This is a genomic window from Streptomyces sp. NPDC046862 (genome assembly GCF_040704615.1).
Classification (GTDB): Bacteria; Actinomycetota; Actinomycetes; order Streptomycetales; family Streptomycetaceae; genus Streptomyces.
Map to the genome: position 1 here is coordinate 263,500 of NZ_JBEYXP010000002.1, position 23,341 is coordinate 286,840.

The 23,341-nt window shown below is 71.4% G+C and carries 22 protein-coding genes; 8 read left to right on the top strand and 14 right to left on the bottom strand.

All coding sequences use genetic code 11. The annotated features are described in order from the left end of the window. Positions 1-137 precede the first annotated feature (137 nt). Positions 138-995 (bottom strand): hypothetical protein, encoded by an 858-nt coding sequence (locus tag AB0959_RS03100; RefSeq protein WP_366824485.1) that lies wholly within the window; start codon positions 993-995, stop codon positions 138-140. Further along, positions 992-1,552: a SigE family RNA polymerase sigma factor gene (locus AB0959_RS03105; protein ID WP_366824486.1), complete on the bottom strand. Its 561-nt coding sequence runs from the start codon at positions 1,550-1,552 to the stop codon at positions 992-994. The genes AB0959_RS03100 and AB0959_RS03105 overlap by 4 nt, the downstream gene beginning before the upstream one ends. A 268-nt stretch (positions 1,553-1,820) precedes the next feature. Between AB0959_RS03105 and AB0959_RS03110 the strand changes: the two genes are divergently transcribed. Then, positions 1,821-3,272 carry an NCS2 family permease gene (locus tag AB0959_RS03110; protein WP_366824487.1) on the top strand — a complete coding sequence of 484 codons (1,452 nt, stop codon included), beginning with the start codon at positions 1,821-1,823 and terminating at the stop codon, positions 3,270-3,272. Between the two features lie 103 nt (positions 3,273-3,375). Here AB0959_RS03110 and AB0959_RS03115 read toward each other — a convergent pair whose 3' ends face one another. The 4 genes from AB0959_RS03115 to AB0959_RS03130 form a co-directional block, all read right to left on the bottom strand. Further along, positions 3,376-4,833 carry a penicillin-binding transpeptidase domain-containing protein gene (locus tag AB0959_RS03115; protein ID WP_366824488.1) on the bottom strand — a complete coding sequence of 486 codons (1,458 nt, stop codon included), beginning with the start codon at positions 4,831-4,833 and terminating at the stop codon, positions 3,376-3,378. Positions 4,834-4,906: 73 nt separating this feature from the next. After that, positions 4,907-5,566 (bottom strand): response regulator transcription factor, encoded by a 660-nt coding sequence (locus AB0959_RS03120; protein ID WP_366824606.1) that lies wholly within the window; start codon positions 5,564-5,566, stop codon positions 4,907-4,909. Positions 5,567-5,586: 20 nt separating this feature from the next. Then, on the bottom strand, positions 5,587-6,888 hold the full coding sequence (locus tag AB0959_RS03125; RefSeq protein WP_366824607.1) for a histidine kinase: 1,302 nt from the start codon (positions 6,886-6,888) through the stop codon (positions 5,587-5,589). Between the two features lie 172 nt (positions 6,889-7,060). Next, positions 7,061-7,834 (bottom strand): IclR family transcriptional regulator, encoded by a 774-nt coding sequence (locus AB0959_RS03130; protein WP_366824489.1) that lies wholly within the window; start codon positions 7,832-7,834, stop codon positions 7,061-7,063. A gap of 153 nt (positions 7,835-7,987) precedes the next feature. Here AB0959_RS03130 and AB0959_RS03135 point away from each other — a divergent pair, with 153 nt between their 5' ends. Continuing rightward, a complete protein-coding gene (locus AB0959_RS03135; protein WP_366824490.1) occupies positions 7,988-9,517 on the top strand; it encodes an aldehyde dehydrogenase (NADP(+)) in 1,530 nt (509 codons plus the stop codon). Between the two features lie 165 nt (positions 9,518-9,682). Then, positions 9,683-10,291 carry a DUF1349 domain-containing protein gene (locus AB0959_RS03140; protein WP_366824491.1) on the top strand — a complete coding sequence of 203 codons (609 nt, stop codon included), beginning with the start codon at positions 9,683-9,685 and terminating at the stop codon, positions 10,289-10,291. Here the strand turns inward: AB0959_RS03140 and AB0959_RS03145 are convergent. Then, on the bottom strand, positions 10,274-11,602 hold the full coding sequence (locus AB0959_RS03145; protein ID WP_366824492.1) for an MFS transporter: 1,329 nt from the start codon (positions 11,600-11,602) through the stop codon (positions 10,274-10,276). The two genes, AB0959_RS03140 and AB0959_RS03145, sit on opposite strands and share 18 nt — an antisense overlap. Positions 11,603-11,820: 218 nt before the next feature. On the opposite strand from AB0959_RS03145, the gene AB0959_RS03150 reads away from it, so the two are divergent. The 4 genes from AB0959_RS03150 (at position 11,821) to AB0959_RS03165 (ending at position 15,539) form a co-directional block, all read left to right on the top strand. After that, entirely contained in the window at positions 11,821-12,468 is a 648-nt protein-coding gene (locus AB0959_RS03150) for a DsbA family oxidoreductase (RefSeq protein ID WP_366824608.1), read from the top strand. Positions 12,469-12,634: 166 nt separating this feature from the next. Then, complete coding sequence (locus AB0959_RS03155; protein ID WP_366824493.1) at positions 12,635-13,720, top strand: aminotransferase class V-fold PLP-dependent enzyme; 1,086 nt, start codon at positions 12,635-12,637, stop codon at positions 13,718-13,720. A gap of 93 nt (positions 13,721-13,813) precedes the next feature. Continuing rightward, a complete protein-coding gene (locus tag AB0959_RS03160) occupies positions 13,814-14,428 on the top strand; it encodes a sigma-70 family RNA polymerase sigma factor (protein WP_366824610.1) in 615 nt (204 codons plus the stop codon). Between the two features lie 31 nt (positions 14,429-14,459). Next, positions 14,460-15,539 (top strand): maleylpyruvate isomerase N-terminal domain-containing protein, encoded by a 1,080-nt coding sequence (locus AB0959_RS03165; RefSeq protein ID WP_366824494.1) that lies wholly within the window; start codon positions 14,460-14,462, stop codon positions 15,537-15,539. Positions 15,540-15,631: 92 nt separating this feature from the next. Here the strand turns inward: AB0959_RS03165 and thpD are convergent, their stop codons facing one another. The 6 genes from thpD to AB0959_RS03195 form a co-directional block, all read right to left on the bottom strand. After that, positions 15,632-16,537 carry an ectoine hydroxylase gene (gene thpD, locus AB0959_RS03170; RefSeq protein ID WP_366824495.1) on the bottom strand — a complete coding sequence of 302 codons (906 nt, stop codon included), beginning with the start codon at positions 16,535-16,537 and terminating at the stop codon, positions 15,632-15,634. 7 nt (positions 16,538-16,544) lie between these two features. Continuing rightward, positions 16,545-16,943 carry an ectoine synthase gene (locus tag AB0959_RS03175; protein ID WP_366824496.1) on the bottom strand — a complete coding sequence of 133 codons (399 nt, stop codon included), beginning with the start codon at positions 16,941-16,943 and terminating at the stop codon, positions 16,545-16,547. Between the two features lie 101 nt (positions 16,944-17,044). Next, complete coding sequence (ectB, locus tag AB0959_RS03180; protein ID WP_366824497.1) at positions 17,045-18,316, bottom strand: diaminobutyrate--2-oxoglutarate transaminase; 1,272 nt, start codon at positions 18,314-18,316, stop codon at positions 17,045-17,047. Positions 18,317-18,445: 129 nt separating this feature from the next. After that, positions 18,446-19,006 (bottom strand): diaminobutyrate acetyltransferase, encoded by a 561-nt coding sequence (gene ectA, locus AB0959_RS03185; RefSeq protein WP_366824498.1) that lies wholly within the window; start codon positions 19,004-19,006, stop codon positions 18,446-18,448. 379 nt (positions 19,007-19,385) lie between these two features. After that, positions 19,386-19,937 (bottom strand): DinB family protein, encoded by a 552-nt coding sequence (locus AB0959_RS03190; RefSeq protein WP_366824499.1) that lies wholly within the window; start codon positions 19,935-19,937, stop codon positions 19,386-19,388. Positions 19,938-20,124: 187 nt separating this feature from the next. Then, complete coding sequence (locus AB0959_RS03195) at positions 20,125-21,036, bottom strand: helix-turn-helix transcriptional regulator (protein WP_366824500.1); 912 nt, start codon at positions 21,034-21,036, stop codon at positions 20,125-20,127. Positions 21,037-21,184: 148 nt separating this feature from the next. On the opposite strand from AB0959_RS03195, the gene AB0959_RS03200 reads away from it, so the two are divergent. After that, on the top strand, positions 21,185-22,213 hold the full coding sequence (locus tag AB0959_RS03200) for an SDR family NAD(P)-dependent oxidoreductase (RefSeq protein ID WP_366824501.1): 1,029 nt from the start codon (positions 21,185-21,187) through the stop codon (positions 22,211-22,213). Between the two features lie 22 nt (positions 22,214-22,235). On the opposite strand, the gene AB0959_RS03205 is transcribed toward AB0959_RS03200, so the two are convergent. Continuing rightward, positions 22,236-23,339 (bottom strand): aminotransferase class V-fold PLP-dependent enzyme, encoded by a 1,104-nt coding sequence (locus AB0959_RS03205; RefSeq protein WP_366824502.1) that lies wholly within the window; start codon positions 23,337-23,339, stop codon positions 22,236-22,238. Positions 23,340-23,341 lie beyond the last annotated feature (2 nt).

Here is a 23,341-nt window from a genome sequence, read left to right on the forward strand (position 1 = left end):
ACTGCTGGTCGCCACCGGGCGGGAAAGGGTTGCCGGGTGCCGGAAGTTTTTTCCGGCCGGCTTCACGTGCTGGTCAGGAGCGCGTCAGGGGGACGTCCTGAGCCGTCAGTGGGATGTCGTAAGTCGGCGGTGAGACGTCACGAGTCGCCGTCGGCGGTGTTCTCGTCGCCGCTGCGGGCGAAGTCGCCGCCCACGGTGTACTGCTTGCCGTCCGCCGTCGCGGTCATCGTGTACCGGTCGTCCTTCGCGTCGCGGCCGCCGCGCGCGTGGTCGTACTGGCCCGCGAAGACGAACTCGCCCTCCGGCACCGTACGGCCCTCCTTCAGGACCCACCGGTACACGAGGAAGCCGTCGTCCTCGCCGACCGTCAGCGTGAAGTCCTCCTCGGGCAGCGAGCGCCAGGCGCCGGCGTCGTTGACCCCGTCGGTCAGGGCGACGCGCAACTCGACGGTGAGCGCGGTGAGTTTCTCGCCGGTCTTGAGGGTCAGGTTGCTCTGCGCCCAGAAGTCGTTGCTGTGCGGGTCGACCGAGCCGTCCGACCAGAGGGGACCGTCCTCGTTGTCCGATGTCTCGGGCAGCGGGGCCGCGGGGGTGTTCTTGGCGGTCGGAGTGCGCGAGGGGGTGGGGCTCGGCTTCCGGTCCGGCTTCTCGGCCGAGGGGGTCGGGTCCGGCTTCACCGGCGGCCGGGACGTCGCGTCCGGTGAGGGCGTCGGGCTGGGCGAGACAGCGACCGTCTGGTCCGCCGGCTCGTCGCCCTTCACCGCCGAGGCCACCGCGTAGCCACCCACGGCGAGCAGGCCCGCGACCGCGGCGGTCGCGCCCACCACCCGGGCCCAGCCGGCCAGGGGCGGACGCGCGGGACGCTCGGGAAGGGCCTCCCCGGCCATGCCGCGCTCGATCCGGGCCAGGATGCGGGCGCGGTCGGGCTCGTGCGCCTCGCCCGCCTCGCGCAGGCGGGCGCGCAGCTCCTCGTGCACGTCCCGCACCTCTTTCATCGGTTCCTTCCTCCAGTAGCCCCGAACGCGGCCCTCTGGATCTGTCGCGGGGGAGCCGTCGTCCCGAGCAACCGCTGGAGTTCGGCCATACCCTTCGACGTCTGGCTCTTCACCGTACCGACCGACACGCCCAGCGCGAGCGCGGTGTCCTTCTCGGAGAGGTCGAAGGCGTGGCGCAGTACCACGCACGCCCGCTTGCGGAAGGGCAGTCTGCGCAGAGCCTCCTGCACGTCCACCATGCCGGGTATGTCGGGGTTTTCGGTCTTCTCCTCGCGCTGCGACCAGAACAGGGTGATCCGGCGGCGCTCACGAACGGCGCTGCGGATGCGGGTGCGGGCCAGGTTGGTGACCACGCCGCGCGCGTACGCCACCGGGTGGTCGGCCGCGCGCACCCGGTCCCAGCGGTGCCACAGTGCGAGCAGCGCGTCCGCCGCGAGGTCGTCAGCCGCGTCCGCCTCGCCCGTCAACAGGTGGGCCAGCCGCGCCAGTTCGGCGTAGTGCCGCTCGAAGAAGGCGTGGAACTCCGCGGAGGCCGCGTCGTCGACGACTGTGCCCACGGGTGACCTCTCTCCTCGTTGCGGCTCCTTGCACCCGGTGGGTGCCGGTGCGTGTCATGTGAACGACATGTGATCATCCGTGGATGACCCGGGCGAGATCCGGAAGAGTAGCAGCGATCGTGAACGGCGTTCGTACGGGGCTTCGAACGGTGTCCCGCAGGCGGAACCCTGATTCCGTAACACGGAGAAAACCTGAAACGCGTTCAACGACGGAACAATCCAGCCAGCAAACCGTGCAACCCGCACGCACGTGACGAGGAGTACCGCCATGTCCGAAGCACAGAAGGTGGCCGACCGGCCGGGCGCCGCGCCACCTGGGGCGAACAGCGTCGATCGCTTCTTCAGGATCACCGCCCGGGGCTCCAGCTTCGCCCGGGAGATACGCGGCGGCTTCGCCACGTTCTTCACGATGGCGTACATCCTTGTCCTGAATCCCATCATCCTGGGCAGCGCCAAGGACAAGTTCGGGCACCAGCTCGACGGCGCCGAACTCGCCACCGCCACCGCCCTCGTCGCCGCGGTGATGACGATCATCATGGGCGTGGGCGGCAACCTGCCCCTCGCGCTGGCCGCCGGCCTCGGCCTCAACGCGGTCGTCGCCTTCCAGATCGCCCCGCTGATGAGCTGGCCCGACGCCATGGGCCTGGTGGTCCTCGAAGGCCTGCTCATCTGCGTGCTGGTGGTCACCGGGCTGCGCGAGGCGATCATGCACGCCATCCCGCAACCGCTCAAGCAGGCGATCAGCGTCGGCATCGGCCTGTTCATCGCCTTCATCGGCTTCGTCGACGCCGGGTTCGTCAGCCGGATTCCGGACGTCGCGAACACCACCGTCCCGGTGCAGCTCGGTGCCACCGGCGCGCTGTCCGGCTGGCCCATCCTCGTCTTCTGCCTCGGAGTGCTGCTGACGATCGGTCTGCTCGCCCGCAAGGTCAAGGGCGCGATCCTGATCAGCATCCTCGTCATGACCGTCGTCGCGATCGTGGTCAACTCGGCCGCCGACATCAAGAGCTGGGGCCTGACCACGCCGAAGGTCCCCGACGACTTCGTGGCCGCGCCCGAGTTCGGGCTGCTCGGCAACTTCAGCCTGTTCGGCGCGTTCGGCGAGACCACCGTCATCACGGTCGTCCTGCTGGTCTTCACCCTCATCCTGTCGGACTTCTTCGACACCATGGGCACGGTCGTCGGCATCAGCGCCGAGGCCGGACTCCTCGACGAGGAGGGCCGGGTGCCGAACCTCGGACGGGTCCTGCTCATCGACGGTGCGGCGGCGGTCGCGGGCGGTGCCGCCTCCTCGTCCTCGGCGACCTCGTACATCGAGTCGGCGGCGGGCGTCGGCGAGGGCGCGCGCACCGGCTTCGCCAACCTGGTCACCGGCGGGCTCTTCGCCTGCGCCCTGTTCCTGACCCCGCTGCTGACCATCGTCCCGATGCAGGCCGCCGCCCCGGCGCTCGTCGCCGTCGGGTTCCTGATGATGACCCAGGTCAAGCATATCGACTGGGACAAGTACGAGATCGCCATCCCCGCGTTCCTGACGATCGCCGTGATGCCGTTCACCTACTCGATCACCAACGGCATCGGCGCGGGCTTCGTCGCGTACGTCCTGATCAAGACCGTGCTCGGCAGGGCGAAGCAGGTGCACTGGCTGCTGTGGGGCACCTCGGCGCTCTTCCTGGTGTACTTCGCGATCGATCCGATCGAGCAGCTGTTCGGGGTCAAGTGACCGCCAGGGGAAGGGGCGTGTGACGCCGACGGGCCGCCCCCGGGGGAAGGGGCGGCCCGTCCTTTCAGATGGCCTGCGTGCGGCGGAGGTTCACTCCCGGGACTCAGTCCTTCAGTAGCGCCGCCGTCATCATCGCCTTGGCCACCGGGGCCGCCAGGCCGTTGCCGCTGACCTCCGAGCGGGCCGCGTCGGACTGCTCGACGATCACCGCGACGGCGACCTCCTTGCCGGTCGAGTCCGACTTCGCGTACGAGGTGAACCAGGCGTAGGGCGTCTGGCTGTTGTTCTCGCCGTGCTGGGCCGTACCGGTCTTGCCGCCGACGGTGGCGCCGGAGATCCGCGCGTTGGTGCCCGTGCCCTTCTCGACGACGGTCCGCATGGCGGACTGGAGTTGCCCGGCCGTCGAGGAGCTGACGATCTCCCTGGTGGAGGTCTTGCTGCCGTAGTCCTCGATCACATTGCCCTCGGCGTCACTGGTCCGGTCCACCATGTGCGGCGAGACCAGCTTGCCGCCGTTGGCTATGGCCGCCGACACCATCGCCATCTGGAGCGGGGTGGCGGTCACATCGAACTGGCCGATGCCCGACAGAGCCGTCTGCGCCTTGTCCATGTCCTTCGGGTACACGCTCTCGTACGCCCGCACCGGCACGTCCCGCGCGGCGTCGTTGAAGCCGAACTTCTCCGCCATCGCCCGGACCTTGTCCTGGCCCAGGTCAACGGCCATCTTCGCGAAGACGTTGTTGCACGAGTACTGCAGGGCCACCCGGATCGAGGCGTTCTCGCACGGCGCGCTCGGGTTCTCGTTGGACAGGTCGCGGTTCGTGAGAGGAAGCGTGTACGGGTTCGGGCTGACCGTCCTCTCGTCCACCGACGAGTACAGCCCGTCCTCCAGCGCGGCGGCCGCGACGACCAGCTTGAACGTGGACCCCGGCGGCAGGGGCTGCCGGAGCGCGCGGTTGACCAGCGGCTTGTCGGTGTCCTTGGTCAGCTTCTGCCACGCCGCCCCGTCGCCGGTACCGCTGATCGTGCCCGGGTCGTACGACGGTGTGGACACGACCCCGAGGATCTTCCCGCTCGACGGGTCGATCGCGACGGCCGCGCCCTTCTTGTCGCCGAGCGCCTCGTACGCGGCCTTCTGCACGTCCGGATCGATGGTCGTGACCACGTCGCCGGGCGCCGCGCGCTTGTTGGTGATGACGTCCAGCGGGTTCTTCAGCTGGGTGTCGGTGCCGTCGAGGAGGTCACGGTAGACGCCCTCCAACTGGGTCGCCCCGTACACCTGCGAGCTGTAGCCGGTCACGGCCGCGTACAGCGCGCCGTCCTTGTACGTGCGCTTGTACGCCAGGTCGCTGCCCGTGGTCCGCTTCGAGGCGGTGATCGCGTCGCCGGCCACGATGATGTTCCCGAGCGGCTGCGCGTACTGCTCCATCACCAGCCGCCGGTTGTCCTTGTTGTCCGCGAGCGCCCGGCCCTCGTAGAACTGCACCCAGGTCGCCCTGATCAGCAGGGAGAACACGAGCAGCAGTACGAAGACGGCGGTTCGCCTGATCGTCTTGTTCATGCCGCTCGGAAAGACGAACGGGATGGGATCAATCGTTCCCTTCTGAGGGTTTTCTCATGGTGCCTTCATGAAGTCACGGTGCCTTCATGAAGCCCGACTCGTAGGCCGCGATCACCGCCTGCGTACGGTCCCGGGCCCCCGTCTTCGCCAGCACGGCCGCCACGTGCGTCTTCACCGTCGCGGGGCCGACGCCCATGCGCGCGGCGATCTCGGCGTTGGTGAGCCCGGCCGCCATGGACCGCAACACCTCGCTCTCCCGCCCGGTGAGCCGCGCCACCCACGGGGCCCGGCGGCGCCGGCCACGGGCGTGCTCGGCGGCCAGCGCCCGCACCGCCGACGGGAACAGCACGCTGTCACTGCGCGCCACCAGCCGCACGGCCTGCACGAGCTCGTCGGCGTCCGCCCGCTTCAGCAGGAACCCGGCGGCGCCGACGCGCAGCGCCTCGTACACGTACGCGTCGTTCTCGAAGGTGGTGACGACCACGACCCTCGGGGGCGCGTCGAGCGTGGTGAGGATCTGTTCGGTGGCGCGGATGCCGTCGATCTCCGGCATCCGTACGTCCATGAGCACGACGTCCGGTCCGAGTTCCCGTACGACGGACACGGCCTCGGCCCCGGTCGCCGCCTCGCCCACCACCTCCAGGCCGGGCTCGGCGGAGAGGATGGCCCGCAGCGCGGTGCGCACCATGCGCTCGTCGTCGGCCAGGACGACACGGATCGGGGCGGGCGGCATCGGGGTTCCGGCGGCGGACGTCATACGGGGGCCTCCAGCGGCAGACGGACGTGCAGTCTCCAGGTGCTGTCCACCGGGCCCGCCTCGGCCGTGCCGCCGAGCAGCCGGGCCCGGTCGGCGACGCCGCGCAGGCCGTGGCCGCCGCCGGGACGGGGAGGGGTACGCGGCGGGGCGTCGTGGTGCAGCGGGTTCTCCAGGATGATCTCCAGGTGGGTGCCGGCCGTCCCGATCCGCACGGTGACGTCGCCCCGGCCGTCCGTGTGCCTCAGGGCGTTGCTCAGGCCTTCCTGCACGATGCGGTACGCCTCGCGGGAGACCGGCGGGGACAGGGAGGCGGTGTCGCACGTGACGGTGGCGGTGACGTCGGTGCCTCCCGCGCGGGTGCGGTGGAGCAGGCCGTCGAGGTCGGTGGCGAGGGTGGGTGCCGGGGCGAGTGCCGGTACCGGTGCCGTTCGCGAGGTGTCGTCGTCGCCGGCGGATGCCTCGGTGTCCCGTAACACCCTCAGTACGGCGTCGAGTTCTCCCACCGTCCGGCGGGTCGTCTCCTCGATCGCCGCGAGGGCCTCCCGGACGAACCGCGGGTCGGTGTCCAGCACCCGGCGGGCCGCGCTCGCCTGGAGGGTGACGGCGCTGAGGGCGTGGCCGACGGAGTCGTGGAGCTCGCGGGCGAGACGGTTGCGCACGGCGAGGTCCTCGGCGCGGGCCTCCGCCGCCGCGAGGCGTTCCTCGGGCGAGGGACCGAGCAGCGCGGGCGCCCAGTGGGCGAGGAGTCGCCCGGCGAGCGCCGCGCAGGCGGCGAGCGCGACGAGGGTCACGACGCCCGCGACCGGCGCGAGCACCAACGCCCAGGTCTCGTCGAGGAATTCGGGAAAACCGAGCCGTGAGTCCCGGGTGACGACGAAGGCCGGCAGCGCGATGAGCACGGCGGCGAACGGCGGCACCGCGAGCGACATCCCGGCGACGACCCCGCCGAGACCGAGATGGAGCGCGAACCACGCGGCGGTCCGCCCCCGGGCGTCCCCGCCGCGCGCGGGCCCGTCCGCGAGCCGCTCCCCGTCGACGTCGCACAGCGCCCGCGCCGCCGCCACGCACATCGGCCGGGTGAGCGGGAAGAGCGAGGTGAGCGCGGCGAGCGGCAACCCCACGGCGAAGGCGACGACCTGCAGGGAGAACGAGCCGAAGGCATAGTGCGCACCGAGGGTCGGGCCGACGAGGAGCTCGGCGAGAAGGACGTACGGCATCGCGAGCGCGCCACCGAGGATCAGATGGATCCACCGCCGCCGCGCCGGCCGCCCGAACAGGAACCGGGCGAAACCGCCCACGCCGTGACCCCCGGCAAGGCGGAGCGCTCTGCCGGGTAACGGCGACTGCGTCATGCCCCCACACTCTCCTGCCCGGCCCCGGGCCCGCGTCCTGCCCGGAGACGATCCGCCTCCGCCGCACGGAGGAGGAGCCTCGCCGCACGGGGGCGACGTCCGGCCCCGGGGCGGCTCGTCAGAGCCTGCGGGTGGCGAGCGTCAGGCGGTCGCGCGCGTCGAACAGGGCGTCCTTCACCATCTGCTCGTGGGCGGGGGTGAGGCGGGCCACCGGCACCGAGCAGCTGATGGCGTCGCGGGCGGGCGTGCGGTACGGGATCGCCACGCCGAAGCAGCGCAGCCCCAGCGTGTTCTCCTCGCGGTCGACGGCGAAGCCCTGCTCGCGGACCTGGTGGAGCTCCTCGATCAGCTTCTCCCGGTCGGTGATCGTGTGCTCGGTCAGCGCGGGGAGGGTCTCCGGGAGCAGCTTGCGGACCTGCTCGTCGGTGTGGGTGGCGAGCAGCGCCTTGCCGAGCGAGGTCGAGTGCGCGGGCAGCCGGCGCCCCACGCGCGTGAAGGGGCGCAGATAGTGCTGGGACTGGCGGGTCGCGAGGTAGACGACGTTCGTGCCGTCGAGCCGCGCCAGGTGGATCGTCTCCGTCGTGTCGTCCGAGAGGCGGTCCAGCGTCGGGCGGGCCACGGCCACCACCTCGTCGCCGTCGATGTACGAGGTGCCGACCAGCAGCGCGCGCACCCCGATGCCGTACCGTGTGCCCGTCGCGTCCGTCTCGACCCAGCCGAGGTCGACGAGCGTGCGCAACAGCATGTAAAGGCTGGACTTGGGGTAACCCACCGCCTCCTGCACGGCGGCGAGGGAATGCATTCCGGGGCGGCCGGCGAAATACTCGAGCAGTTCCACGGTGCGTACGGCGGACTTGACCTGCGCCCCGCCGCCCGTCTCGGCAACCGTCATCGCCCTTGACCCCTTCGTTCGACGAGAACCTGAAGATATAGTCTCCAACAGAATATTCATCATCAGAGACAGTGTTCAGCATATCGAACGCCCCTGGTGAATGACGTAACAACTGCGGCAGAGCAAGCGGCATTCAATGTGGAGGGACCCGCGGTGGCAGCAGCACCAGTCTGGAGTGTCGACCCCCGAACCGGGAAGCAGCGTGAACAGGTTGCGGTGGAGGCCACGGCCCAGGAGGTGGACGAGGCCGTCCGCGCCGCCCACGCCGCGCGGGGCGCCCTGGCCGACCGTACCGTCCGCGCCGCGTTCCTGCGCTCCGCCGCCGAGCAGCTCCAGGCGGCCAAGGACCACCTCGTCGAGGCCGCCGACGCGGAGACCGCGCTCGGCCCGGTCCGGCTCACCGGCGAGCTCGCCCGCACCTGCTTCCAGCTGCGGGCCTTCGCGGACATCGTCGACGAGGGCGCCTTCCTCGACGTGGTGATCAACCACCCCGACGACACCGCGACCCCGCCGATCCCGGACCTGCGCCGTTACAAGGTGCCGCTGGGCGTCGTGGCCGTCTACTCCGCCTCGAACTTCCCGTTCGCCTTCTCGGTCGCGGGCGGCGACACCGCGAGCGCGCTCGGCGCGGGCTGCCCCGTCGTCGTCAAGGCCCACCCCGACCACCCGGCACTGTCCGAGATGGTCGCGGCCGCGCTGCGCCGGGCCGCCGCCGAGCACGACATCCCCGCGGGGGTCGTCGGCCTCGTGCACGGCTTCGAGGCGGGCATCGAACTGATCAAGCACCCGCTGGTCACGGCGGCCGGCTTCACCGGTTCCGTTCGGGGCGGCCGTGCCCTCTTCGACGCGGCGGCCGCCCGTCCGGTGCCGATCCCGTTCCACGGCGAGCTCGGCTCCCTGAACCCCGTCGTGATCACCGAGGCCGCGGCCGCCGAGCGTGCCGAGGCCATCGGGTCCGGGCTCGCGGGCTCGATGACGCTGGGCGTCGGCCAGTTCTGCGTGAAGCCCGGTCTGGTGCTCGCGCCGACCGGTGCGGCCGGTGACCGGCTCCTGAAGTCGCTCACCGACGCCGTGAGCGACGTCGACTCCGGGGTCCTGCTGGACCACCGCATGCGGGACAACTTCATCGCCGGTGTCTCCGAGCGTGCCGAGCTCCCCGACGTGGAGTCGCCGGTCACCGCGGGTGCGGGCGGCGAGCACACGGTGAGCCCCGGCTTCCTGACCGTCCCCGCGAGCCGGCTGGCGGCTCAGGGCGAGCACGATCTGCTGCTGGAGGAGTGCTTCGGGCCGCTCACTGTCGTGGTGCGCTACGAGGACGAGTCCGAGGCGAACGCGGTGCTGTCGCGTCTTCCGGGCAACCTCACGGCGACGGTTCACCTGTCGGAGGGCGAGGCCGCGGGTGAGGGCCGGGGAGCCGAGATCCTCGCCGAGCTGACGCCGCTCGCCGGGCGTGTGCTGGTGAACGGCTGGCCTACGGGTGTGGCTGTCGCTCCGGCCCAGCACCACGGCGGTCCTTACCCGGCGACCACTTCCACGTCGACCTCCGTCGGCGGTACGGCCATCGAGCGGTGGCTGCGGCCGGTCGCCTATCAGGGGGCGCCTGAGGCCTTGCTGCCGGCTGAGCTCCGCGATGACAACCCGCTGGGACTGCCGCGGCGCTTCAACGGGCAGCTGGAGCGGTAGTAGGGCTTTCCTCGCGGGAGCGCCGTGAGGGTGCGGGGTTCGTTGGCGGCTGCGGATTGGATGTGGCCGGCCGCGCCCGCGCGGCGGAGCCGCACAGTGGCACAGCCCCGCGCCCCTTACGGGGCTCGTGCCGCACCCTCCTTCGAGAGCTGGGACACTCTCCCAATGGACGTGAAGATTCCCGAACTCCCCTTTCCCCTGCGTACGTATGGGCCCGACGGGCACTGGTCCCAGGAGGACGGTGTACTCAGTGGGTGGGCTGGGGCTCGGGAGGATCGGTTCGTGGCGCCCACCGGGGAGGCGCTGGATCCCGCCTCGGACGCTCCGCGGCTGCTCGGTGAGCCGGAGGGGGACTTCCAGCTGATCGCCCGCGTCACGGTGGGCTTCGCGGCCTCCTTCGACGCGGGCGTCCTCTACGTCCAGGTGGGCCCGCGGGCCTGGGCGAAGCTGTGCCTGGAGTACTCGCCGGACGTGCCCACGGTCTGCACGGTCGTCACCCGCGGTCACTCCGACGACGCCAACTCCTTCACCGTGGAGGGAAGCTCGGTCTGGCTCCGGGTCAGCCGCACCGGCCGGGCCTTCGCCTTCCACGCCTCCCGCGACGGCAAGAAGTGGACCTTCGTCCGGCTGTTCACCCTGGGCGACGAAGGGCCCACGTCGGCGGCGCTCGTCGGGTTCATGACCCAGTCACCGGTGGGCGAGGGCTGCGTGGTGACCTTCGACCACATCGAGTACCGCGACGCCTGGCCCGACGGGCTACGTGACGGCAGCTGAGGGGCGGAGCCCCACGGTGGCCAGGGCCGTGGCCGTGAGCAGGCCGGCGCCCAGCGCGAGGCTCTGCCGCAGGCCCGCCTCGAAGCTCCCGGACACCAGCGAACCGAACACGGCGATGCCCAGGCCCCCGGCCACCTGCCGGGCCGAGTTCAGGATGCCCGCCGCCAGCCCCGCCCGGGACGGCGACACGGCGTCCATCATCGCGGCCGTGAGCGGGGGCACCGACAGGGCGCAGCCGAGCGCCAGGGGGATCAGCAGCGCGGCCACCGCCATCGACGGGGTGTCCTCGTCGACGTAGAGGAGCAGCAGCAGTCCCGCCGCCGCCAGGGACTGGCCCACGAGCATCGGCAGGCGGGGGCCACGGCGGCTGGTCAGCTTGCCCGCCGCGATGTTCGTCACCGCGATCAGGCCGGTCATCGGCAGGAACATCAGGCCCGCGGCGAGCGCGGAGCGGTGCTGCACCTGCTGGAAGAAGAGCGAGAAGAGGAACACCGTCCCGTAGAAGGCCACGCTGACCGCCGCTCCCGCCGCGACGGACACCGTCACCGCGCGCGTACGGAACAGGCCCAGCGGGACCACCGGGTGCGCGCTGCGCGCCTCGAGGCGGACGAAGGCGACGGCCGCCACGAGCGCGACCGCCCCCGCGACCCATCCCGTCGTCCCGCCCTCGATCACCGCGAAGGCCAGGGCCGTGAGCGCCACGATCGCCGTCACCTGGCCGGGGATGTCGAGGGGCGCGGGGCGGCGCTGCGAACGCGGTGCCCGGACCAGCAGCACCAGTGCCGTCAGGCCCAGCGGCACGTTGATGAAGAAGATTCCCCGCCAGTCCCACACCGTCGTCACCGCACCGCCCACCACCGGACCCAGGGCGACCGCCGCCGAACCGCCCGAGGTCCACACCGCGACGGCCCGCGCCCGCCGGCCGGGCTCCGTGTACGCCTGGCGCACCAGGGCCAGCGACGCGGGGAGCACCACCGCCGCGGCCACGCCCTGCACGACCCGCGCCACGATCAGCACCGGCAGGTTCGGCGCCAGCCCGCACCCCGCCGACGCCAGCGTGAACACGGCGATGCCCAGCGCGTACGCCCGGCTGGCCCCGGCCCGATCGGCGAACGCCCCGGTCGACAGCATCAGCGCGGCGAAGGACAGGGTGTAGGCGTCCACCACCCACTGGAGCCCCGACAGTCCGCCCCCGAGGGCCGCCCCGATCGACGGCAGCGCCACGTTCACCACGGACGCGTCCAGGACGATCAGCGCGAAGCCGAGGAGAGCGGCGGTGAGGGTGAGGGACGGGGAGGTACGGGTGCCCATGCCGAGGATCTCCTGCCGCGTACCGTGGTGGCTCGAATGCCCGCACATCATCCGCCAGGATCAGCCGTACGGGAGGAACCGCCACGGGAAAGGGCGGCTGGTCGCGGAATGAGCCGGGCTGATTGAAGGTTCACAGAGTGAGAGCGGAGGGCGGAGCCGTCCCCGCCTTCGTGTACCCATACGCCGTACCGCCGTACGACCTGGAGAGAACTGCCACCATGCGCGTCGAGATCTGGTCAGACATAGCCTGCCCCTGGTGCTACGTGGGCAAGGCCCGCTTCGAGAAGGCGCTCGGGGCCTTCCCGCACCGTGACCAGGTCGAGGTGGTGCACCGTTCCTTCGAGCTCGACCCGCACCGCGCCAAGGGCGACATCGAGTCCGTCCTGAAGATGCTGAGCCAGAAGTACGGGATGAGCGAGGCGCAGGCGCGGGCGGGCGAGGAGAACCTGGGCGCCCAGGCCGCCGCCGAGGGCCTGGCGTACCGCACCGAGGGCCGCGACCACGGCAGCACCTTCGACCTGCACCGCCTCCTGCACTTCGCCAAGGAGCGGGGCAGGCAGGACGCGCTGCTCCAGATCCTCTACCGGGCCAACTTCGCCGAGGAGCGGTCCCTCTTCGCCGACGCGGACGCCCACCTCGTCGAGCTCGCCGTCGAGGCCGGCCTCGACGCGGACGACGCCCGGGGGGTCCTCGCCGATCCGCAGGCCTACGCCGAGGAGGTGCGTGCCGACGAGCGCGAGGCCGCGGCGCTCGGCGCGAACGGGGTGCCGTTCTTCGTCCTGGACCGCAAGTACGGGGTTTCGGGGGCTCAGCCCGTTGAGGTGTTCAGCCGGGCTCTGACGGAGGCGTGGGGCTCCGCCGGGTAGCGCCGTCGGGGTGGGGTTGTGTGCGGGGTGCGGATTGGTTGTGGCTGGTCGCGCCTACGCGTCGGAGCCGCATATCAAATACAGCCCCGCGCCCCTTCAGGGCGCGACAGTCCAGGTCACGGGCCACACATAAGCAGCGCTTCGGGGAAACGCGCAAAACATCTCAATGGACGAGGAGTTCCCTGGACCGCACAGTGGAGCCATGGAGACCTTCGAGAGCCTCGTTCGAGCCGAGTTCGCCCCGAAGAACACCTATCTGAACACCGCGAGCACCGGACTGCTGCCCGCCCGCACGGTGGACGCCATGCGGGTCGCCGTGGAGTCCGCCGCGGTCGGCAGGCCCACGGACATGTTCGCCGACGTGGAGGCCGCCCGCGCCTGCTTCGCCCGACTGCTCACGGTTCTTGACCGCAGGGTCGCGGCCGGGGCGTCCGTCGCCGTCTACAGCGGGCTCATCGCCGCCTCGCTGCCCGAGGGCGCCGAGGTCCTCACCGCCGAGGCCGACTTCACCTCCGTGGTGAACCCCTTCCACGTGCGCGGCGACCTGAAGGTGCGCACGGTCCCGCTGGAGCGGATCGCCGAGTCGGTGCGCCCCGGCACCGCGCTCGTCGCGGTCAGCGCCGCCCAGTCCGCCGACGGACGGATCGCCGACCTGGACGCGATCCGCGAGGCCGCGCGCACCCACGGCGCCCGGACGTACATCGACGCCTCCCAGGCGGCGGGCTGGCTGCCCGTCGACGCGGACGCGTACGACTTCGTCGCCTCCGTCGCCTTCAAGTGGCTCGTCTGCCCGCGCGGAGTGGCCTTCCTGGTCGTCCCGGAGGACCTCGGCGGACTCAGCCCCGTCTTCGCCGGCTGGGTCGCCGGGGAGGTGCCGTGGGACAGCTGCTACGGCCCGGTCCAGGAACTCGCCCACTCCGCCCGCCGGTTCGACGAGAGCCCCGCACTGTTCAGTTACGCGGGCGCGCGGACCTCGCTCGAACTCGTCGAGGAACTGGGCGTGGAGACCATCAGGAAGCACGACCTCGCCCTGGCCGAACGCTTCCTGGCCGGGCTCGGCGCACTCGGCCACGCAGCGGTTCCCGCGCCCGGCTCACCCATCGTCTCCGTTCCCCGACTCGGTCACCGACAGGCGGAATTGAGCCGTGCCGGAGTCGAGGTCTCCAACCGCGCCGGTCACTTGAGGGCGGCCTTCCACTTGTACAACACGCCTGCCGACGTCGACCGGCTCCTCGACGTCCTGTCCGGCTGAGCCCCCGGCACGGTCCGGCCGGCGGACCGGCCCGATCCGGCCGACCCACTGGCGCGGGCCCGGCATGGACGCTAGGAAGGCATCACGGAGGTGATGGTGCCGGTGGAGCAGGCGGCCGAGAAGACCGCGCGCGTTCCCGCCGATGCGGAGCTGCATCGGCGGCTGGTGTACGGGGACGAGTCCGCGCTGAACGAGGCGTACGCCGCGTACGGCGGGCTCGTCAGGGCGGTGGCCGTACGGGTCACGGGCAGCCCGGCCGCCGCGGAGGACGTGGCGCAGGAGGTCTTCGCGCAGCTGTGGAGCCGGCCCTACGCCTTCGACGCGCGCCGGGGCTCCCTGCGCGCCTGGCTGTCCACGGTCACCCACCGGCGGGCCGTGGACTGGGTGCGCAGCGAGGCCCGGCACCGCAAGGACGCCCGCGCCGACGACGTGGCGCTGCAGGCCATCCCCGACGCCGGACCGCGGCCCGACGAGGCGGTCGTCGAGCGCGAGCGCTCCCTGCTGCTGCACTCCGCCCTCGCCGAGCTTCCGCCATCCCAGCGGGAGGTCGTGCACCTCGCCTACTTCGCCGGGCGCACCTACCGGCAGGCGGCCGTGGAACTGGGGATACCCGAGGGGACCGCGAAGACCCGGCTGCGCAGCGCGCTGCGGAAACTCGCGGAATCCCTGGCGGACCCGCCGGACCCGGCACCGGCGAGGGGCGCATGATGGAGGTACGGGCAGCGGAAGGAGGCGGGTGATGGCCACGGACCACGACGGCGTACGGGAGCTGCTGGCCGCCTGGGCCGTCGGCGCACTGCTGCCCGGCGAGGAGAAGACGGTCCCGCTGCACCTGGCCGAGTGCGAGTCCTGCGCGGCGGAGGCCGAGCGGCTCAGGGAGACCGTGCGCCTGCTGGACGGGCCTCGCTCCGCCCCCCGGCTGAACGGCGCCGACAGTGGCACGAACAGTGGTGGCACGGGCACGGGCACAGGCACGGGCAGGGGCACCGGCAGCGGCGCGGGCGGCGTGCTCGCCGCCGCGCTGCGCACCCGCGGCCCCCGCGCCGCCGGGGTCGCCCCGCACGCCGCCCCCTACGCCGCGGCCGTCGCCGGGCTCCAGGCGCTGGTGCGGGAGCTGGAGGGACGCTGGGCGACACCGGTCGTGCACGACTGGAACGCGCACGCGACCGTCGCCCACCTCCTCGCCGCCGACGAGCCGCTCGCCCTGCGGCTGGGCCTCGACGCACGCGTCCCCGCCTCGCCGGTCCCCGTGGGCACCCACTGGGAGGACGCCTGGAACGCGCGGACCGCCGACGTGATCGCGCACGAGCTCACGCGCACCCCCGAGGACACCGTCGCGGCGTGGGGCGCGCAGGCCGCCGACCTGCTGGCCACACCCGAGGCACACGACACCGTGCGCGCCGCGCGCGCCACCACACTGATGGGCCTCAGACTGCCCGTCGCCGACCACTTCCTCGTGCGCGCCTTCGAGACCTGGATCCACACCGACGATCTCGGCCGCGCCCTCGGCCTGCCCGTCCCGCCGCCGCCCGACGAGCACCTCTGGCTGCTGGTCCGCCTCGCGGTCCGGGTCCTCGGCCTGGCCCTGAGCAGCGCACCGCCGGTGCTGCTCGCGATGGCCGGGACGGAGCCCGACGCCCAGTGGGTCATCGGCTCCGAGGACGAGCCGGTCCAGGCCGAACTCGTCCTGGACCCGGTCGACTTCTGCCTGCTCCTGGGCGGCCGGTACGAGCCGGACGCGGTACCGCGCGGAGTCACGGGCGACGAGGGCGCCGTACGGAACATCCTGGAGACGGCGTCGGCGCTGTCCTGGCTGTGACCGGCCGACACGGCCCCCGACACACCCACCGACGCGGCCGGGCCCGGCACCTCACAGGGAGGTGCCGGGCCCGTTCAGCCGTGCCGCGTGGGTCACTTCACGGGAGTGAAGTCCCTCGCCCCGATGTACTCAGGCCTGGGAACCGGCGCCGAGAACGGCTCCACCGCCGTGTTCTCCACGCTGTTGAACACGATGAACACGTTGCTGCGCGGGAACGGCGTGATGTTGTCGCCGGAGCCGTGCATGCAGTTGCAGTCGAACCAGGTCGCCGAGCCGGCCTTGCCCGTGAACAGCTTGATGCCGTACTCACCGGCCATGGCGGTCAGCGCCTCGTCGGACGGGGTGCCCGCGTCCTGCATCTGGAGGGACTTCTTGTAGTTGTCCTTCGGGGTGGCCCCCGCACACCCGAGGAACGTCCTGTGCGACCCCGGCATGATCATGAGACCGCCGTTGGTGTCGTGGTTCTCGGTCAGTGCGATCGAGACGGACACCGTGCGCATGTTCGGCAGGCCGTCCTCGGCGTGCCAGGTCTCGAAGTCGGAGTGCCAGTAGAAGCCGCTGGCCCCGAAGCCCGGCTTGACGTTGATCCGCGACTGGTGGACGTAGACGTCCGAGCCGAGGATCTGACGCGCCCGCCCGACGACGCGCTCGTCACGCACGAGGTTCGCGAACACCTCGCTGATCTTGTGCACCTCGAAGACGGACCGGATCTCCTTCGACTGGGGCTCGATGATCGAGCGCTCGTCGGCGCGGATCTCCGGATCGGTGACGAGCCGCTCCAACTCTGCGTGATAGAGCGCGACTTCGTCGTCACCGATGAGTTCCTCGATGGCCAGGAAGCCGTCCCGCTCGAACGACTGGAGGTCGGTGAGCGAGACCGGGCCGGGCGTGCCGGGCGCGCCCCAGACGACCGGGTCCTGGCGCGGCACGGACACCTCCGTGGCGCCGCGGCTGGGGTAGAGGTCGGTTACGGCGGGGGTCGTGGGCGTCGTGGTCATGGTGGGGTCAGGCCTCCTCGGTCATCAGCGGGTAGACGCCGTTCTCGTCATGGTCCTCCCGTCCGGTCACGGGGGGATTGAAGACGCAGATGCAGCGGAAGTCCTCCTTGATGCGCATCGTGTGCCGCTCGTGCCCGTCGAGGAGGTACATGGTCCCGGGCGTGATCGTGTACTTCTGCCCGGTCTCGTCGTCGGTGAGCTCGGCCTCGCCCTCGACGCACACGACGGCCTCGATGTGGTTCGCGTACCACATCGACGTCTCCGTACCCGCGTACAGGATCGTCTCGTGCAGTGAGAAGCCGACCCTCTCCTTGGCGAGGACGATGCGCTTGCTCTCCCAGGTACCGGACGCGGCCTTGACGTGCCGGTCGGTGCCCTCGAGTTCCTTGAAAGAACGGACGATCACGGTGCTGTGACGCCTCCTCGGTGTTGTTGGGGTGTTGACATGTGGGGTGTGGCTTGTGGGTGTGGGGCTCCGGAGCTCCCGGAGCCCCGGAGCCCCGGAAGTCAGGCGGTCTCGCGGACGGCGCGGGCCAGGGTGCGCAGACCCTCGTCCAGTTCCTCCGGCGTGATGGTGAGCGCGGGCAGCAGCTTGACGACCTCGCTCTCCGGGCCGGACGTCTCGATGAGCAGGCCGAGTTCGAAGGCGCGCTTCGCGATCCGGTTCGCGCGGTCCTTGTCGTGGAACTCCATGCCCCAGACCAGGCCCCGGCCGCGGTACTCCTTGACGGCGTCCGGGTTCTCCTCGGAGATGGCGGCCATCGCCTGCTCGACCTGCTCGCCGCGCTTGCGGGTCTGCTTCTCCATGGCGGAGCCGTCGGCCCAGTACGTCTCCAGGGTCGCGGCGGCCGTCACGAACGCCGGGTTGTTGCCGCGGAAGGTGCCGTTGTGCTCGCCGGGCTCCCAGATGTCGAGCTCGGGCGTGAACAGGCACAGCGACATGGGCAGTCCGTAGCCGCTGATCGACTTGGACACGGTGACGATGTCGGGGGTGATGCCGGCCTCCTCGAAGGAGAAGAAGGCACCGGTCCGTCCGCAGCCCATCTGGATGTCGTCGACGATCAGGAGCATGTCCTGGCGGTGGCACAGGTCGGACAGCGCCCGCAGCCACTCGGGGCGCGCGACGTTGATGCCGCCCTCGCCCTGCACGGTCTCCACGATCACCGCGGCCGGCTTGTTGAGCCCGGAGCCCTGGTCCTCCAGGAGCCGCTCGAACCACAGGAAGTCCTCGACCGTGCCGTCGAAGTAGTTGTCGAACGGCATGGGCGTGCCGTGCACGAGCGGGATCCCGGCGCCGGCGCGCTTGAAGGCGTTGCCGGTCACGGCGAGCGAGCCGAGCGACATCCCGTGGAAGGCGTTGGTGAAGGAGACGATCGCCTCCCGGCCCTTCACCTTCCGCGCCAGTTTCAGCGCGGACTCCACGGCGTTGGTGCCGGTCGGGCCCGGGAACATGACCTTGTACGGCAGGTCGCGCGGCCGCAGCACCAGGTTCTGGAACGCCTCCAGGAAGGCGCGCTTGGCGGTCGTCGACATGTCGAGCCCGTGGGTGACGCCGTCGCGCTCCAGGTAGTCGATCAGCGCCCGTTTCAGCACGGGGTTGTTGTGGCCGTAGTTGAGTGATCCGGCACCGGCGAAGAAGTCCAGGTACTCGTGGCCGTCCTCGTCGTACATGCGGCTGCCCTGCGCGCGGTCGAAGACGGTGGGCCAGCCGCGGCAGTAGCTGCGCACCTCCGACTCCAGGGTCTCGAAGACGCTCAGGTCGGGCTGGGTGATGGTCACGGCGAATCGCTCCTCGATGCGTGGGGGGATTGCAGGAGTGCGGGATCGGATGGCTGGTCTGGGGTCGGGCTGGGGGAGACGGACGGGGCGGGTCGATGGATCACGGCGGGTCGATGGATCACACGGACATCACACGGACAGCGGGCCGATGCGGTGGAGCACCTCCGGCTCGTGCCCGCCGTCGGGGAACTGTCCCGCCTCGAACAGGACGTCGCGCTCGACACCGGCTCCGTGGCGGGCGGCGTACGAGGCGAACAGGCGCTCCGAAGCGGTGTTGCCCGGGGTGATGGTGGTCTCGACGGTGGTCAGCCGGTGCTGCCGGGCGACCTGGAGCGTCAGCCCGTCCAGCAGCGCGGCGGCGACACCGCGACCCCGCTGGGCGGCGTCGACGGCCACCTGCCACACGAGCAGGGTGTCGGGGCGCTCTGGCCGGATGTATCCGGTGATGAAGCCGACGGGCCGCCCGTCCTCCGTGTCCCGCGCCACCACGGAGGTGCCGGCGAAGTCACGGCACCAGAGCAGGTAGCTGTACGAGGAGTTCAGGTCGAGGGTGCGGGAGTCCCGGGCCAGACGCCAGAGCGCGGCGCCGTCCGCCACGTCGGGACGGTCGATCCGCAGCCCCTCTGGCATTTCCAGGAATTCCGCGGGCAGGTCCGGCAGGTTCGGCAGGTCTGCTTGTGCGGCAGTCATGCGAATTGAATTTACCCAGCGAAAGTTGAAATTGCATCGTTGGAGGGCCTTACGTGAACGGCCTCTTTATGTTATCCCGCGCGCGCGTACGGCCGCGTGAGAGGGCTCCGAAAGGTAAGGGTTTGCCCGGATAATGGGGGAGGAAAAGGATGCACTGTGGGGTCGGTCACATGACCGTAACTCTCACGAGATCTACCCGGATTACGCCGGTTGGCGTTCGCGGAATCTTTGCGTTTAGCTACCGGAAAAGCGGGCAGAAGGATATGGGAAGCTGTGCTGAATTTCTTTATTGCATTTACGTGAACAGCGTATGTGAATTTCCGCACCCCGCCCCTCTCGAGCGGGGTGCGCGGGTCATCAGGGGCGGCGGCGGACGGGTTCAGAACCCGGTGACGCCGTCGATGCGCTCGCGGACGATGTCGGCGTGGCCGTTGTGGCGCGCGTACTCCTCGATCAGGTGGATCATGATCCAGCGGAGGCTGACCTCCAGCCCGGCCATTGGACCGTTCGCGATCCGCCCCGTGTCGTCGAGGGAGCGCCCGGCGGACAGCTCCTCACCGCGTGCCACCTCCTCTCGCCACACCGCGAGTGCCCCGTCGATGCCGCGGTCGGGGCTGAGCTCGAAGCCGGTCGGGCCGAACAGGTGGGGTACGTCGAGGCCGCCCAGTACGCGCTGGAACCAGGTGCGTTCCACCTCGGCGAGGTGCTGTACGAGTCCCAGCAGGGTGAGCTCCGACGGCTCGGCCGACGCCGTCCTTAACTGGGCGTCGTCCAGGTCCGCGCACTTCAGCGCCAGCGTGGCCCGGTGAAACGCGAGCCAGCTCTCCAGCATGGGCCGCTCGTCTCCGGTGAAGAGGGGGATGGGGCGGCCGTCGGGGAGGGTCTGGGGTATGTCGGTGGTGTTGGTGTCGGTGCCGGCGTTGGTATTCATGCGGGGAGCATGGCAGAGGGGGTGGTGGGGTGGGTGCAGCACACTCCGGTGGGGGCCCTGGCCTCCAGCCCCTCCGGCGTTTGAGGAGCGGGGGCCCGGAACGGGGGTGAGGGGGCGGAGCCCCTGGGGATGGGACGGGTAGGGGCGGCGGGGGCGAGGAGCATGCCCCCGGGACCGCTCCGGGCCGCTAGAGGAGGCAGGCCTCCCGGAGAACGTCCAGTTTCCCCGCGTCGTCGCTGCCGGCCGCCGCCGTGTACGTCACCACGCGCAGATCCGCCCCCGGAACGACGAGGACGTCGCAGTCGAGCAGGACGTCGCCCACCTCGGGATGCCGGATCGTCTTGCGGTCGCTCGTGTGCTGCGCGGCCACCGTCTTCGTGTCCCAGAGACGATCGAAGGCGTCGGACACCTCACGCAGTTCCCGCACGAGACGACCGAGCCGGGCATCCCCGGGATAGCGGGACGCCGCGTCCCTGAGGTCGGCGACGATCGACGCCGCGAAGACGTCCTCCCCGCGCTCCGACCGCACGGGAAGCATCGCGGCACGAGCGACCCCGTCGCCGAACAGCGCACGCGCGAGGTTCCGTTCGGCGACCGGCACGGTGGAGGGGTCTCCGAGCAGGGCGCTCCACATGGTGTTCCACCACACCAACGTCCAGTTCGCGGCGAACACCCCGATCGGGACGTCGCCCAGGCGTGCGGTGAGCCGTTGGATCCCCGGGGGGACGTGCGTGTTGACCGTCCCGTCCCGGGGCGGCAGGAGCCCGGCGCTCCGGTACAGCTGGTCACGCTCGGCGCGGGAGAGCTGAAGGGCCCGGGCGAGGGCGCCGACGACCTGGGCCGAGGGGTTCTTCGCGCGTGACTGCTCCAGCCGCAGGACGTAGTCGACGGAGAGCCCGGCCAGTTGTGCGAGCTCCTCGCGGCGCAGCCCGGGGGCCCGGCGGCCGTCCGTCACGGTGAAGCCGGCATCGACCGGGGACAGACGGTCCCGCCAGGCGCGCAGGAGCCCGGCGAAGTCGGAGCGGTCGGAGCGGTCGGATCGGTCGGAGAGATCGGGGCGGTCGGATCGGCCGCAGCGGTCGGAGCGCGAGAAAGCCATGGGGTCATTCTCGCCGCGTGGCGCCGGACGAGCCTGGGACTGCCAGTCCTACCGACGGGGACGGCCCTGGTCCGGCACCCGCGCACGCCGCGAACGTGGAGACGCGCCCCAGCCGGACGTGACCGGCCGACCCGTCGAGGAGTTCCCCATGACCCACACCATCGTGATGACCGGCGCGAGCCGAGGGATCGGCCGCGTCGCCGCCGAACGCATCCTGAACCGGGCGCCGGACGTGCACCTCCTCCTCGTCGTCCGCGCGTCGTCCGGCGCCCGGCCGACCGCGGAGCTCGGCGCGGGCGGACGCGCGGTGTCGTACGTGGAGGCTGACCTCGGCTCGCTGGAGAGCGTCCGTTCGGCCGCGACCGGGATCCGCGACCGGCTGGGGCGCGGTGACCTGCCGCCGCTGCGCGGCTTCGTGGGCAACGCGGGCGCGCAGTACACGAACGCGCTCACCGAGACACCCGACGGGTTCGAGACCACCTTCGCCGTCAACGTGCTCGCCAACCACCTCTTCATCCGCCTGCTGACGGACCACTTCACGGCGCCCGCCCGGATCGTGATCACTGTCAGCGACACCCACTTCGGCGACTTCCGGCACAACCTGGGCATGGTGCCCGGCCCGGCCTGGACGTCCCCGGACCTCCTCGCCCGCACGGGCGCCTTCCCCGGGCCGCACACGGCGGCGGGCGGGCGTACCGCGTACTCGACGAGCAAGCTGGCCGCGATCCACCTGGTGCACGAGTACGCGCGCCGGCTGCCGGCCGGGATCGACGCCGTCGCCCACAACCCGGGCTTCGTCCCCGGTACCGGCCTCGCCCGCCACGCGGGCCCGCTCGCCCGGTTCGCGATGCGGCGCATCCTCCCGGTGATGGCCCTCACGCCGTTCGCCACCGGCCGCGACACCGCGGGCCGTCACCTCGCCGATGTCGTCCTCGGCGCGACGCGTGCGCCGACGGGCTCCTACGTCGACCGCGACCGCCTGGCCCGCTCGTCGGAGGAGTCCTACGACCCGCGCCGCGAAACCGAACTCTGGGAGGCCGTCGAACGGTTCACCGCGGCGTACGCCACCGCCACCAGCGCGGACGCGTCCTCGGACGACAGGACGAAGGAGGACAGGGCGAAGGAGGACAGGGCGAAGGAGGACAGGACGACAGGCCAAGCGGTCCACCCCGAGTGAACCGGGCCACCCGCTCGGCGTCCTAGGCCGGCCACGCCTCCGCCGCCGCCCTCCGAGCCGCCTCCACGTCCACCGGGAACCCCGTCTGTGTCAGCGCGGCCCCCAGCGCGGCGAGAGAGGCCCGGACAACCCCGACCGTCGCATCCGGACCGTAGTGGTTCACCCGGATCATCTCCTTCGCGAGGGCGCCGCCCCCCGCCGCCAACGGCACGGACGGATCGACGGCCAACGCCCTGGCGGTCACCTCGGCCGCGTCGGCATCGGCGGGCACCCGTAGCGTCGTGGCCACCGGAGCGGCGTCCCCGGCCTCACGCACGTACGGCTCCAGGCCTCCGCCCAGCGCGAGAGCCCCCGCCCGCGTGGCCGCCGCCGCCGAGGCGTGGCGGCCCGTCACCGATGCCAGACCCTCCGTCTCGATCCGCTCCACACACGCCTCCAGCGCGAGCATCTCCAACTGGGCCGGAGCGTGGAGCAGGGCACGACGTCCCCCGTCGATCCACCTCTCCTTCCAGTCCAGCAGGGAGAGATACGAGCGTCGGGGAGCCCCCGGGTTCGCCGCCATCCGCTTCCACGCCCGCTCGCTCACCGAGATCGCCGACACCCCGGCCGGTCCGCCCATCGCCTTCTGCGCCCCGATCACGCACAGGTCCACACCCCACGCGTCCGGCAGCACCGGCTCCGCCCCGATCGAGGCGACCGCGTCCAGGTAGAAGAGCGCACCGTGCTCCCGGACCACCGCCCCGATCCCGGCCACCGGGTTGGTGTTCCCGGTCGCCGCCTCCGCGTGCACCAGCGACACGAAGTCGATCGACGGATGCTCGGCGAACGCGGCACGGATCTGCTCGGCGGTGACCGCCGTGTGGAAGGGCACCGCGAGGTCGATCACTCTCGCCCCGCAGTCCCGCAGCCAGTTGCCGAAGGTCTGCCCGTAGGGGCCGGTGATCACGTTGAGGGCGGTCGTTCCGGGGCCCGCGGCGCCGCGGATCGCGCCCTCCAAGGGCAGCAGCGCCTCCCCCTGCGTGATCACCACGTCCTGCTCGGTGGCCAGCAGCCGAGCCACCCGGTCCTCGATCGCGGCGAAGCGCGCGGCGCTCATGGGGGCCAGATCCAGAAAGGGGTGTGTCACGG

Coding starts and splice junctions, on each gene's coding strand:
- thpD (WP_366824495.1), bottom strand. CDS start 16,537: ATGACCACGACGCCCACGACCCCCGCCGTAACCGACCTCTACCCCAGC.
- AB0959_RS03100 (WP_366824485.1), bottom strand. CDS start 995: ATGAAAGAGGTGCGGGACGTGCACGAGGAGCTGCGCGCCCGCCTGCGC.
- AB0959_RS03115 (WP_366824488.1), bottom strand. CDS start 4,833: ATGAACAAGACGATCAGGCGAACCGCCGTCTTCGTACTGCTGCTCGTG.
- AB0959_RS03140 (WP_366824491.1), top strand. CDS start 9,683: ATGGACGTGAAGATTCCCGAACTCCCCTTTCCCCTGCGTACGTATGGG.
- AB0959_RS03145 (WP_366824492.1), bottom strand. CDS start 11,602: ATGGGCACCCGTACCTCCCCGTCCCTCACCCTCACCGCCGCTCTCCTC.
- AB0959_RS03155 (WP_366824493.1), top strand. CDS start 12,635: ATGGACGAGGAGTTCCCTGGACCGCACAGTGGAGCCATGGAGACCTTC.
- AB0959_RS03195 (WP_366824500.1), bottom strand. CDS start 21,036: ATGGCTTTCTCGCGCTCCGACCGCTGCGGCCGATCCGACCGCCCCGAT.
- AB0959_RS03190 (WP_366824499.1), bottom strand. CDS start 19,937: ATGAATACCAACGCCGGCACCGACACCAACACCACCGACATACCCCAG.
- AB0959_RS03160 (WP_366824610.1), top strand. CDS start 13,814: ATGGTGCCGGTGGAGCAGGCGGCCGAGAAGACCGCGCGCGTTCCCGCC.
- AB0959_RS03200 (WP_366824501.1), top strand. CDS start 21,185: ATGACCCACACCATCGTGATGACCGGCGCGAGCCGAGGGATCGGCCGC.
- AB0959_RS03110 (WP_366824487.1), top strand. CDS start 1,821: ATGTCCGAAGCACAGAAGGTGGCCGACCGGCCGGGCGCCGCGCCACCT.
- AB0959_RS03130 (WP_366824489.1), bottom strand. CDS start 7,834: ATGACGGTTGCCGAGACGGGCGGCGGGGCGCAGGTCAAGTCCGCCGTA.
- ectA (WP_366824498.1), bottom strand. CDS start 19,006: ATGACTGCCGCACAAGCAGACCTGCCGAACCTGCCGGACCTGCCCGCG.
- AB0959_RS03150 (WP_366824608.1), top strand. CDS start 11,821: ATGCGCGTCGAGATCTGGTCAGACATAGCCTGCCCCTGGTGCTACGTG.
- AB0959_RS03165 (WP_366824494.1), top strand. CDS start 14,460: ATGGCCACGGACCACGACGGCGTACGGGAGCTGCTGGCCGCCTGGGCC.
- AB0959_RS03120 (WP_366824606.1), bottom strand. CDS start 5,566: ATGCCGCCCGCCCCGATCCGTGTCGTCCTGGCCGACGACGAGCGCATG.